Below are 11,811 nucleotides of genomic sequence, written 5' to 3'. Positions count from 1 at the left end.
CAATGTAACAGAATAAAAAAATAAGTAATACAGTCACTGGAGTGAGAGGGGGGACGCTTATCATCACGTTGGAGCATGTCAGCAAAACGTACAGCTTGCAAAACGGGCAATTTGAAGCGTTGCGCAATGTCTCCCTGCAGATCCCGGAAGGCACCATCCACGGCATTATCGGACCTAGCGGAGCAGGGAAATCGACGTTGCTGCGAATGATGAATGCTCTGGAGCTGCCGGATCAAGGGAAAGTGACAGTTCTGGGCCAGGAGCTCACTGCGCTCCCTGAAACAGCGCGGCGTGAGGTGCGGCGCTCGATCGGCATGATTTTTCAACAGTTCCACTTGCTGAATAACCGGACGGTCAGCGGGAACGTATCGGTTCCGCTGGAGCTTGCCGGATTACCGAAGAAGGAGCGCGCCGAACGCGTGGGGGAATGTCTGCGTTTCGTTGGCCTGGAGGACAAGGCTGACCAATATCCGGCATCCCTCAGCGGGGGACAGAAGCAGCGGGTAGCCATTGCCCGGGCGTTGGCAAGTCAGCCTAGCATCCTGCTGTGCGATGAGCCGACCTCCTCGCTTGATCCGAAAACCACAGCAGAGATTCTCGAGGTGCTGCTGCATATCCATCGGACCTTAGGGGTGACGATCGTGATCGTCACGCATGAGATGGACGTGGTGCGCAGCATTTGCCAAGGGGTTTCGGTGATGGAAGAGGGGCGGATCACCGATGCGTTTACGCTTCAGCGGAATGAGGCGGAAGTTGGCACTGCTGGAAGAACCGGTTACCACGCCTCGTACCGGGAGCAGTTGCTTGGCGGGATGGAGGTGTAAAGGCGTTGGATTTTCTCATGATGATGTGGGAGGGCTTCGTTCAGTACCGCAGTCAAATTGGCGAAGCGATCGGCGAGACCTTCATGATGGTTGGGATCGCGTTGCTGGCAGCCTTACTAATTGGCTTACCGCTGGGAACAGCATTGTATCTGAACGGTAAAGGCCAGTTATATGAGCACTCCCTGAGGTACGCTCTGCTGAACGGGATCGTGAACGTCGTTCGTTCCTTTCCGTTCCTGTTGCTGGTGGTGTTTATGATTCCGCTCACCCGCCTGATCGTGGGTACGGCGATCGGAACGCTGGCTGCCTCGATTCCGCTGGCCGTTGTGGCCATTGCCATCTATGCGCGATTCGTTGAGCAATCGCTGTTGGAGGTGCCGCGCGGCGTTATTGAATCGGCCCGGTCGATGGGGGCGTCCAAGCTGCAGATCATCACGAAATTTTTGTATGTTGAAGCCCGTTCCGGCCTGGTGCTGGGATTAACCTCCTCGACGATCAGCTTCATTTCCTATTCGACGGTGATGGGTGTGGTTGGCGGCGGAGGGGTTGGCGATTTTGCCATCCGTTACGGTTATCAACGGTTCGAAACCGAGCTGATGGCTGTGGTGATTGTGCTGATGGTTATTTTGGTACAAGGAATTCAATTTATAGGAAATGCGTTGTCCCGATGGTTGGATAAACGCTGACAATGGAGGGAGAAACCATGCTAAAAACAGGAAAATGGATCATGTCGCTCGTAGTTCTGATGTTGGTGCTGAGCGCTTGCGGCAATAACAGCAATACCTCGAATAACGGAACAGGTGTGGAAGCACCGGCAGCGGCAGAGACGGAGACGACAGAGAACGGAACTACAGAAACCACACTGAAAGTAGCTTCGCTGATTCCACCGATGACGGACATTCTGGAGCTGATCAAACCGCAGCTGAAGGAAGAGGGCATCAACTTGGAAGTTGTGATCTTGTCGGACAATGTGCAGCCCAATGATGCACTGGCGAACAAGGAAGTGGATGCGAACTTCTTCCAGCATGTCCCTTGGATGGAGGAGTACAATAAAAACAAAAACGCGAACCTCGTACCGGTTCAGCCGGTGTATCATGCGGTATACGGCGCTTATTCCAAACGGTATAAATCGATGGAAGAACTCCCGGATGGAGCAACGATTGTTATCGCCAATGACGCGTCTAACGGTGGACGCTCCCTTGACATGCTGGACAAAGCCGGCGTGATTAAATTGAAGGAAGGCGTAGGGATTAACGGGACTGTTGCAGATATCGTAGAGAACAAACATAACTATAAATTCGAGGAAGTTGACCTGCTCATGTTGGCCCGGATGCTGGACGATGCCGATTTGGTGCTGATGACACCGGCTTATGCCAGCCCGCTGGGACTTACACCGAAGAAGGATGCTTTGCTGACGGAAACCATCGAATCGGCATTTGCCATCACTTTGGTGGCTCGTGAGGATAACCGCGATTCCGAGCCGATTCAGAAGCTGGCAAAGGCGATTTCTAGTCCAGAGGTCAAGCAGTTCCTCGAGGACAACTACGACGAGATTGCGCTTCCGGCGTTTTAATTTAGTGCCCTGGCACGAATCTTGGTATAGTACCTGCTGATCGGAATAGGTCAAACTTCCCTCCTCATAGGATGATGTTAGCATGATCCATATGGAGGAGGGGAGTCGATGCAGGTTCATATCGTCCAGCCGGGGCAAACGACATATCGTATCGCACAATCCTATGGCATACCTTATGAAGATATCGTTGAAGCTAATGAATTGCCGAATCCGGAGAGGCTCGTGGTTGGACAAACCTTGGTCATCCCGAACGTCGGCAACTATTATTGGGTCCGGCCTGGGGACAGCTTATGGTCGATCGCTCAACGATTTGGATTAAGTTATCATGAGTTGGCCCGCGTGAATGCCATCAGCGTAGATCAACCCCTTTCGATCGGGTTTCGGCTGTACATTCCGCCGCGGCCGCGAAGAAGAGCGGAGTTTAACGCTTATGTAGAGCCGCGCGGCGGAACGGTCTCTGCAGCGCTGGAGGAAAGTGCGCGGGAAACCGCGCGATATCTGACCTACCTGGCTCCGTTCAGCTTCCTAGCGCAACGGGACGGCTCGCTTCGAGAGCCGCCGCTCAATCAGTTTCCGGAAATTGCTCGGTCAAACCGGGTTGTCCTGATGATGGTGATCACGAATCAGGAGAACGACCAGTTTAGCGATGAGCTTGGCCGGATCTTGCTCAATGATATCCCGATTCAAGATCGGTTTCTGGACAACATCGTCACGACCGCAAACCGATACGGATTTCGGGATATTCATTTCGATTTCGAGTTTTTGCGGCCCGAAGACCGCGAGGCATACAACGCCTTCTTGCGTAAAGCCAAAGCGCGATTCGCGGAGCAGGGCTGGCTGATGTCGACTGCTTTAGCGCCAAAGACCAGTGCCGATCAGAAAGGGAAATGGTATGAAGGGCATGATTACCGGGCCCACGGTGAAATCGCCGATTTTGTTGTGATCATGACCTATGAATGGGGCTACAGCGGTGGACCGGCTCAGGCAGTGTCGCCGATTGGTCCTGTCCGCCGGGTACTTGAATATGCGCTGACGGAAATGCCGGGCTCCAAGATCATGATGGGGCAAAACCTATACGGGTATGACTGGACGTTGCCATTTGTGGAGGGAAGCTCCGCAAGGGCGATTAGTCCGCAGCAGGCGATTCAAATTGCCGCGCGGCATGGCGTCGCCATTCAATACAGCGAGCGGGATCAGGCACCTTTTTTCCAATATTGGGATGCGGAAGGTCGGGAGCATGAAGTTTGGTTTGAGGATGCTCGCTCGATTCAAGCGAAGTTTGACCTGATCAAGGAGTTAGGGCTGCGCGGAATGAGTTATTGGAAGCTGGGTTTAAGTTTTCCGCAAAATTGGCTGTTGCTTGAAGACAATTTCGAGGTGGTCAAACGGGGATAACTTTGATTGATTGGGACGCGAGTAAACTTTGTGATTTTTGTAACAGAGTCACTTGACAGCCTGCGGTATGATAGAAGCAACTTATGTAATCCAAAATTAAATGAATAGAGATCTTCGGGGTAGGGTGAAATTCCCGACCGGCGGTGAGGTTTCGTCAAGAGGAAACCGCAGCCCGCGACTCGCGGATGGCTTTCATAGCCTGAAGTGACTGACTTGGTGAGAATCCAAGGCCGACGGTATAGTCCGGATGGGAGGAGATCAATGAAGCTTAAAGTTTGAATCAGGGACCTGTCATGGTCGCCTGCCAAGCTTATTTGGTCAGCCCTCGCAAAGCCTTCAGGAAGGTCGATGCGGGGGTTTTCTACGTAGACCCTCTATTCAAGAAGGGGACAGACACCATGGAGAAAGTCAAAGTAAGCAGTGGTATGCAATTCTCAGCCGGAGTGAATGCAGGAGCGCTTGCCGGCGCATCCGGTCCGATTCAACATTCGCCGAGAACGGCTCAAGCCCGCAAATCGCGCAGCGGTTTCTGGCTTGTCGTGTTGGGGGCAGCCTTGTGGGGCGTTGACCCGTTGTTTCGGGTCATCCTGCTGAAGTCGCTCACCTCGGCGCAAATCGTACTGATTGAGCATCTGATTATTGCGCTTTTTGCCATCCCGGTCTTATGGAAAAATCGCTCTGAGCTTAAAGGGCTAGGTTGGCGTCAAGGAGGCGCGCTGCTATTCATTTCGTGGGGCGGTTCGGCGATTGCCACGATTCTGTTTACGTTAGCTTTGTCGAGCGGAGATCTGAACGCCGTCCTGTTGCTGCAAAAAATGCAGCCGCTGTTTGCCATCCTGCTGGCCGGATTGCTGCTTAAGGAGAAACTGCCGCGCTACTTTTTCGGATATTTGCTTATTGCGTTGCTGGGCACGTATCTGCTGACCTTCGGTTTTACGATGCCGATTGGGCATTGGAGTGATTTCGTGCAGATCGGCAGCCTGCTCTCATTAGGGGCAGCCGCCTTGTGGGGCGGATCCACGGTAATGGGGCGGTTGATGGTCGGGACGATGAAATATGAGACAGTGACATCGTTACGGTTTATTTTGGCGTTGCCGCTGTTGCTGGCGATCACTTGGAATGAAGGGGCTGCATGGAGCCTGCCGACCGGCACCTCCCAAATTGCTGCATTTTCCCTCAATATGCTTGGACAAGCGTTGTTGCCAGGCCTGCTAAGCTTGCTCGTCTATTACAAGGGGCTGACCACAACCAAAGCGTCGGTCGCGACTCTGGCGGAGCTGAGCTTCCCAATGGTTGGCGTTCTGATTAACTGGATTGCGTTCCAGCAATTGATTACAGTCGCCCAAGCCTGTGGGTTCGTGCTGATATGGGGCACGTTATTCCTGATCTCCCGTCAGGGAGATACCAACCACTAATTTTGCAAAACGATGAAATAGCGGGGATCTCCTCCTGTTTGACAGGAAGGAAATCCTCGTTTTTTTTCATTCTCTGCATCCTCTTTGGCGAAATTTGTTATATGATAAGAAAAAGTATCAAATAAGGATGAAGATTATTTCGTGGGATGGAGACGGTGGAAAGTTTCATGTTGGATCTAAAATTAGATATGGGAACGGAATTCGTATTGCTCGTATTGGGCCATCTTCTGACCATCATTCTCTTTAGTGCATACAAGTTCCGTAATTCCAAACAGTCAGTGATGGACGTGTTTTATGCCGCCAAATGGCTGCAGGCTGTAACCTGGGGTTTGTTTATATTATCGGAAAATACACCGGGCATGGCCGTGCTCACAGCGGCGAATTTGTTTTTACTGCTGGGGGCTGTCTCTGAAATGGTTGCATTGCTGCAAGTGACTGACGGATTTAGCACCAAAGCGAGGAGGTTCTACGTATATTGGACCGCAGCGGGTATGACAGCCTACCTGTTGGTTGTTCTCCTGCATAATACCGCTTCACTTCGCATTGCTGTCGTCTCCTTCTCTATCGCGGTGATGCTGGCGATCCCTGCCGTTCGGTTAGTGCCATCGTCCTTGAATTCCTCATTGTCCCAGCTGATAGGTTACATGTACCTCACAATCGCGATTGTCTTGACCGCTCGCACCCCGCTGGCTTTCTTCAGTCTCGGATTGGTGGACATGATGAACCCCGGCGTCTATCAAACGTTAACCTTCCTGGCTTTGTATGCGCTTTTAATGCTGGGGAACATGGGCTTCTTCCTTCTCTCCAAGGAGCGGACGGACCGGGAGTTGATGAGATTGGCCAGCTATGACGATCTGACTGGTGCGTTGAACCGGCGGGCCTTTATGCACCATACCCAGCAGACCTTGCGGCAATGCCGGAGGGTGGGGATCCCGGCCTCGTTTATTCTGATCGATGTGGACCATTTTAAGACGATTAATGACTCCTTTGGTCATCATATCGGAGACGAGCTGCTGCAGGAATTCGCCGGGAAGGTCCATCCCTGGCTGCGGGAGGGGGATTTGTTTGGGCGGTATGGCGGAGATGAATTCGCGATCTTCCTTCCGGGAGCGGACGAGCAGGCCTCGGATGAGTTCGCTGAAAATCTGCGTGCCGCCGTGCTGGAGAGTCAGAGAAATCGCGGGCGCCTGGACACTAGACCCGAGTATACCATCAGCATTGGTGTGGTCACTGTTCCCGCAGGCTCGGATGTGCCGTTGCAGGAGTTGTTTAAATCCAGCGATGAAGCTTTGTATCAAGCCAAGCATGCTGGCCGTAACCAGGCTGCACGTAGCGGAGCATAACAGCGAAAGGCCGGGCCCATAAGGGACCAGCCTTTTTTTGGTTGTGTGCAAGCGGGATCAGTTCTCGTCCAGCCACAAAATTGCTGTAACCCCGCGCGGATAATACCGACTTCCGCAGATGACACCGGCCATCATCTGGTCGCTCCAGCTCCAGTAGGCATTCTTCTCGGAAGTCAGCCAGCCCACATGTGCTGCATCGGCAGCTTGACCTCGTTCGTCCCACGGAAGACCCAAGATCCGGCGGGCGATGTACTGGCAGAGATAAATTTTACTTAGCCAGGAGTTGTTGCTCGTTGAGGACAACTTCCAACCGCCGTCCTCGAACAGGCAGATGCCCGGCTGCAGCACTGTGTTCAGGTGCGTGGACAGCGCTGCGATATATGCGCCGAATCGACCGTTTGGATCCAGCGCTTCTTCGCAGCCGGTGTAGAGCGGGTAGATAAGACCCTCGATCGCAGGGATGATCTTCGAGTCATTGTTCTCTTGAATGACCGCTGGAATGTAACCGCCCGGCAGCATATGAGAAGTAATCGTGGCGGCGCACAAATCGGCTTGGCGTCCGGCCAGCGCAGCCGCCGTTTCGCGGCCATTGTCGCGAAGCAGCTTCTCTAAGGCAACGTACGCTGCCCAGCTCTTGCCGGCCAAATAAATGTTATTCCGCGCTTGCCCCAGCGAGACGTCCAGACTGTCATAGGTGGTGATTTCCGCTCCGCCCATTGTACGGGAGCTGTCGAGGCCCATAATGCCGGTACGCTGCGACGGATCAGGATGGTCGCGGTTTACCATGCTTTCCAGGCATTGCTCCAGAATCGGCAGGTTCTGCTTCAACCATTCGCGATCGTTCGTTTGATGGACGTAAACGGTGGCGCTTAACACCCAGTTGACGAGTTGCTCCTGCGTCATGTGAGAGAAGCAGTCGTCGAGCGCATGCAGCTCATAAGACGAATAGCCAGGAAGGGTAAACGAGTTCTTTACGCCCATGTCATGCGTGAAGCTGATGCCGCCAGGATATTCGGTTGAATCTCCCGGAAACCGCACCGTATCCCGGTAGCTGTAGCGGCTGGTGTAGAAATCGAGTTCGTTTTTAACCGTCCATGGATTCATTTTGATCTCGTAAAACAACTGGTCAACCAGCAAATCAAACGTATTCATCATCCGGTATTCGCCTTCATTGACGATCCAGAGCGGCTTGCCCTCATGCTCTAGCAGCTCCGTGGAACCGTAATAGCTGCGGATGGCATGTGCAAGCATAAACTTCTGATCCTCGCTTAGCTTAGCGTCGTTCACTAGCGCGTCGCCTTGGCGGGCAACCTCCAGCTTACGGTCAAATTGTGCTAACGCATACTCGGCTACTTCTTCGATGTTCGCGAAATACCGCGTATAGTAGTAGGATGCATCTATCCCTGTTGTGACGTAACCAGCGCGGTAGAAGCAAAGTGCAAAGCGGTAAGTGGCTTTCTCGCCAGCCGGTGTCTCCATAAGCAGTGCGCCCACGGGGCCAAGGCCAAACCGGAGATTTTCCGGAACCTTTGGTTTGAGAATCGATTCCATCGTAAAAAAGCCAGCGCTGGTAATCCGCGGATCGCTCGCCGCAATGGCGGTATGGCGGCCTTGGCCAATGCCGCAAATGCGGCCGCTCGTCACGTCCTCCAGGCGGCGAATGGCGCTGACAGGGTCGTTGTTTTGCATACCAAAGAAGGCTTTGCGCGTCGACGTTCCCCGGGTATTGTCCACCGTGATCTCGGCAAGCACGGCCGGCATCAGCGCGAAACGCAGCTGCTCTTCCGTTGCTGTCTCGGGATCAGGTACGCCTTCAAACGGGGAGATTAAGCGGAACGTCAAATCGCCGGCTTGCCATTCGTCGATGGCTGCCCCAAATCGGCGGACGATTTCATTCCGGTTGTACGGCAGGATGAGACCGCCCTCTACTTGCTGAACGGAATGTCGCTCGCTGGAGTCTGAACCGCTCTCTTCGGTCGTGTAACGATTACGCTCGTCCAGACCTTCGCCAAAGAACGGGAAAGCGCGGTAATGCTCTTGCCCATCGTCCTGCAGGCCGATATAGATGTTTTGGTTCGGCGGGCTGGCCATTTCTAGGTCGAAGCCGCCGCTTTGGCCGGGATAACCTAATGTAAAGCTGGCAAACGCTCCCATCGGAGAGTGATGCGCGTTAAAAAATATATTTTTACCCAAGTTAATTACCTCCTGTTCAATTCACAGCGGTTATGCTAGTTTTGATTATAACAAGGCTTTTGGGGAACGCCCATGTCCAAACCGCCGATCGATTTATCCAAAACGTGCACGGCGGTGAGGCAGGGAAAGCGATTATAGAGAAGCGGAGGGATAAGGGTGGCTAGAGAACATCAGGTTACCGAATATATGCTGCCAAATATGGATTCGACCTTTAAGCTCTTTGCCGCGCATTTGCGAACGGTCACGCCGGAGTGGTCGTATCCGCGCCACAGCCACCCGCTGTTCGAGGTGAACTTGCTGTTGGCAGGCAGTCAAGAGATGATCGTCGGCGGTAAACGTTATGTGCAGCAGCCCGGCGATTTTCTGCTGCTGCGCCCCGAGGACATGCACGAAAGCCGGGCGCTGGGAACAGAGTCGATGACGTATTATTGCTTGCATTTTAACGTCGACGAGCCCGTGCTTCGCGAGCTGCTGTGCCGCGGCGAGAATCCGCTCCACACCGCAGACGGACCGCTGGCCCAAGTTATTCGGCCAAGCTTGGACAAGCTTATTGCGCTTACTTCGGACGGGTCAGGTACGAAGGTGGCGGACAAGATGCGGACGATGGCCGCGGTCTTCGAGCTGTTTGCCGGCCTGAGCGAAGGGTTGGCCGAGCAGGAGGCCGGCGCGCCAAACGGCCGGATGAATCGGATCGCGGCGGAGATCGCCGCCGCGCTGGAGCGCAGCGTCGAGGAGCCGGGGGCGGCGTGGAACGTGTCAACATTAGGGAACGCAAGCCCCACAAGCAGCAGTTCCAGAAACAACAGTTCCAGCAGCAACGGCGAAAATGGTACCAGCAGTAATGTTAGTCGCGGTAGTGTCTCCCATGATGAAGGCTCCTTCGGTCGTCGATCCGTCGACGTTCTGGACGCGGATCGATCACGCGAGACTGTCGCGGCGGTCACTGCCGGACTTGGGTACAGCGCGTCCTCCTGCAATCGGATTTTCCGCAGCGTGTACGGGATGTCGCCACGCCAGTATTTATCGGCGCTGAAGCTTAAGAAGGCCAAGCTGCTGCTGTTGGAGCCGGAGTTATCGGTGGAAGCTATTTCGATACGACTTGGTTACAAGGATATTGCCCATTTCAGCCGTCAGTTTAAACGCTGGACTGGAGAATCACCCGGCAAGTTTAGAGCGCGGTTTCATATTTAACTTAAATTCATATCCATAATAATTTGAAAGGGGCTAGCTGTTTTGACCACCATAAATGAAAGCGCTGACTTATTAGCGATACCGCGAAGCGAGCGAATTGTCTTTTTTGGCGACAGCATTACGGAGAACGGTACGTATATCCGGAACTTGGAGGCTTTTTTCCTGAAGCATCTGCCGGAACATCGGCTGGAGTGGATCAATTTGGGGGTCAGCAGCGAGACCGTGGCGGGAACCAGCGAAAAAGATCACCCCTTCCCCCGTCCCTGCGTGCATGAGCGCCTGGAGCGCGCTTTGGCCGAAACCCGGCCGGATTGGGTGTTTATTTGCTACGGAATGAACGACGGCATTTATCATCCGTTTGGGGAGGCGCGTTTTGAAGCCTACCGCGACGGGTTGCGTCAAGCTGTGGAACTGGTGCAAAGCTTCGGAGCCCGCGTCTTCCTGATGACGCCGCCGCCATTTGATGTTGCTTCGATTGGCGGGAAGGCGCTGCCAGACGGGAAGGATATGAATGAATACTCGTTTGAGCGGCCGTATGTCAAATATAACGAAGTCTTGGAACGCTACGCAGCTTGGGTGCGGCAGTACGGCGAAGCAGAAGGACTGACGGTGGTAGATCTCCGCCGCCCGTTGAGTGAACTGATTCGTAAACGTCGTGAGGCGGACACGGGCTATCGTTACGGCGATGGCATTCACCCAAACGAAGAGGGACATTGGGTAATCGCCCAGACAATCCTGAGCCGTGTGTTCCATTTGGAGCTGGAGCGGGTACCGGCCTGGGCTGAGGTCAACGGGGGAGACAGTGTGTTTATCCGGCTCGTCGGCCAGCGGCGAGCCGTGCTGAACGCGGCGTGGCGAGAGCATGTCGGGCACACGAACCCGAACAAGCTGGAGACAACGCCGCTGGCAGAGGCGCTGCAGCAGGCTGAGGCACTGCTGCCAGCAATCGAGCGTGCCGCCGCGCTGGAAGGCGGCACAGAGAGCGCGGAGGTGCGCGAATGGATGGGGTTCGCGCGCACCGACCTCTATTTCGGCGGCCGCGAATGCGTGGTAGTCGCTCCGCGGGAGGCCGCGCCCGGCCGGCCTTGGGTTTGGCGGAGCGAATTCTTCGGCGCCTTCGCGGACGCCGACCTGGCCCTGCTCGAGCAAGGCTGGCACGTGGCCAACTGCCGGCTGAGCCACCTCTACGGCTGCCCGTATGCCTCCGGGCAGATGGAAGCATTTCGCGCCTGGCTGACCGCGAAATATGAGCTCGCCCCGAAGCCGGTGTTGTTCGGCTTCAGCCGGGGCGGCCTGTACGCGCTGCGGTACGCCGCGCTGTACCCTGACCACGTCGCGGCGCTGTATCTTGACGCGCCGGTGGTGGACATCCGCAGCTGGCCGGGGGGCCAGGGTGCGGGTCGGGGCGCGCCGGAGGAGTGGCACGACTGCTTGGCGGTGTATGACATCGCCAAGTCAGCAGCCACTCCGGCGGAGGCCAACCGGCTCGCCGGCGAGGAGACGGATCGCCTGCTCGCGGGGCTCACCGCACCGGCCAGCGCTGGCGTGCCGGTGCTGCTCATCTCCGGCGACGCTGATCTCGACGTGCCGTTTGAGGAGAACGGGGCGGTGCTTGAGCGCACCTACCGGGCACATGGCGGATCGGTGATGACCATCCTTAAGCCAGGCGGGGGCCACCACCCGCACAGCTTGCCCGATGTCACGCCGATTGTGCAGTTTGTCCTTTCTTCGGCTGCGAACCGAGTACAATAGCTGCCTATAGACCGTCCGATGGATATCGGACGGTTTTTTGCTTCGAGTTGGAAGGTTTCTTCCTTAGGGGGGAGAGGAACATAGTCTCTCCACGTTCTTTTCAACGATTATCCCGTTGTATCAGG

9 protein-coding genes and 1 riboswitch are annotated in these 11,811 nt (G+C 54.9%); of the genes, 8 read left to right on the top strand and 1 reads right to left on the bottom strand.

Annotated elements, in window-relative coordinates:
* The first annotated feature begins 59 nt into the window (after nt 1–59).
* From PBA01S_RS03715 to PBA01S_RS03690, 6 genes are all read left to right on the top strand, one after another.
* Nucleotides 60–824, top strand: coding sequence for a methionine ABC transporter ATP-binding protein (locus PBA01S_RS03715; RefSeq protein ID WP_085278450.1), 765 nt, complete (start codon nt 60–62; stop codon nt 822–824).
* A 17-nt stretch (nt 825–841) separates the two neighbouring features.
* Nucleotides 842–1,510: a methionine ABC transporter permease gene (locus tag PBA01S_RS03710; RefSeq protein ID WP_036625446.1), complete on the top strand. Its 669-nt coding sequence runs from the start codon at nt 842–844 to the stop codon at nt 1,508–1,510.
* Nucleotides 1,511–1,527: 17 nt separating this feature from the next.
* Nucleotides 1,528–2,397, top strand: a complete 870-nt coding sequence (locus tag PBA01S_RS03705; RefSeq protein ID WP_016313246.1) for a MetQ/NlpA family ABC transporter substrate-binding protein — start codon at nt 1,528–1,530, stop codon at nt 2,395–2,397.
* Between the two features lie 108 nt (nt 2,398–2,505).
* Nucleotides 2,506–3,792 (top strand): glycoside hydrolase family 18 protein, encoded by a 1,287-nt coding sequence (locus PBA01S_RS03700; protein WP_016313245.1) that lies wholly within the window; start codon nt 2,506–2,508, stop codon nt 3,790–3,792.
* Between the two features lie 106 nt (nt 3,793–3,898).
* A riboswitch (FMN riboswitch) is annotated at nt 3,899–4,055 on the top strand.
* A gap of 135 nt (nt 4,056–4,190) precedes the next feature.
* Nucleotides 4,191–5,207, top strand: coding sequence for a DMT family transporter (locus PBA01S_RS03695; RefSeq protein WP_254899716.1), 1,017 nt, complete (start codon nt 4,191–4,193; stop codon nt 5,205–5,207).
* 167 nt (nt 5,208–5,374) lie between these two features.
* On the top strand, nt 5,375–6,550 hold the full coding sequence (locus PBA01S_RS03690) for a GGDEF domain-containing protein (protein ID WP_164744080.1): 1,176 nt from the start codon (nt 5,375–5,377) through the stop codon (nt 6,548–6,550).
* Nucleotides 6,551–6,607: 57 nt separating this feature from the next.
* Here the strand turns inward: PBA01S_RS03690 and PBA01S_RS03685 are convergent, their stop codons facing one another.
* On the bottom strand, nt 6,608–8,743 hold the full coding sequence (locus PBA01S_RS03685; protein WP_127575368.1) for a glycoside hydrolase family 52 protein: 2,136 nt from the start codon (nt 8,741–8,743) through the stop codon (nt 6,608–6,610).
* 156 nt (nt 8,744–8,899) lie between these two features.
* On the opposite strand from PBA01S_RS03685, the gene PBA01S_RS03680 reads away from it, so the two are divergent.
* Together PBA01S_RS03680 and PBA01S_RS03675 are read left to right on the top strand one after the other, a co-directional pair.
* Complete coding sequence (locus tag PBA01S_RS03680; RefSeq protein ID WP_127575367.1) at nt 8,900–9,934, top strand: AraC family transcriptional regulator; 1,035 nt, start codon at nt 8,900–8,902, stop codon at nt 9,932–9,934.
* 42 nt (nt 9,935–9,976) lie between these two features.
* On the top strand, nt 9,977–11,686 hold the full coding sequence (locus PBA01S_RS03675) for an alpha/beta fold hydrolase (RefSeq protein ID WP_127575366.1): 1,710 nt from the start codon (nt 9,977–9,979) through the stop codon (nt 11,684–11,686).
* Nucleotides 11,687–11,811: the final 125 nt, after the last annotated feature.

Origin of the sequence: Paenibacillus barengoltzii NBRC 101215, assembly GCF_004000745.1 — a bacterium.
GTDB lineage: Bacteria > Bacillota > Bacilli > Paenibacillales > Paenibacillaceae > Fontibacillus > Fontibacillus barengoltzii.
The sequence above is the reverse complement of the archived record's forward strand: the minus strand, read 5'-3'. Positions and strand labels throughout refer to the sequence as shown.

Excerpts from the sequence above, each read along its gene's own strand:
- PBA01S_RS03710 (WP_036625446.1), top strand. The coding sequence starts at position 842 with ATGATGATGTGGGAGGGCTTCGTTCAGTACCGCAGTCAAATTGGCGAA.
- PBA01S_RS03705 (WP_016313246.1), top strand. The coding sequence starts at position 1,528 with ATGCTAAAAACAGGAAAATGGATCATGTCGCTCGTAGTTCTGATGTTG.
- PBA01S_RS03700 (WP_016313245.1), top strand. The coding sequence starts at position 2,506 with ATGCAGGTTCATATCGTCCAGCCGGGGCAAACGACATATCGTATCGCA.
- PBA01S_RS03695 (WP_254899716.1), top strand. The coding sequence starts at position 4,191 with ATGGAGAAAGTCAAAGTAAGCAGTGGTATGCAATTCTCAGCCGGAGTG.
- PBA01S_RS03690 (WP_164744080.1), top strand. The coding sequence starts at position 5,375 with ATGTTGGATCTAAAATTAGATATGGGAACGGAATTCGTATTGCTCGTA.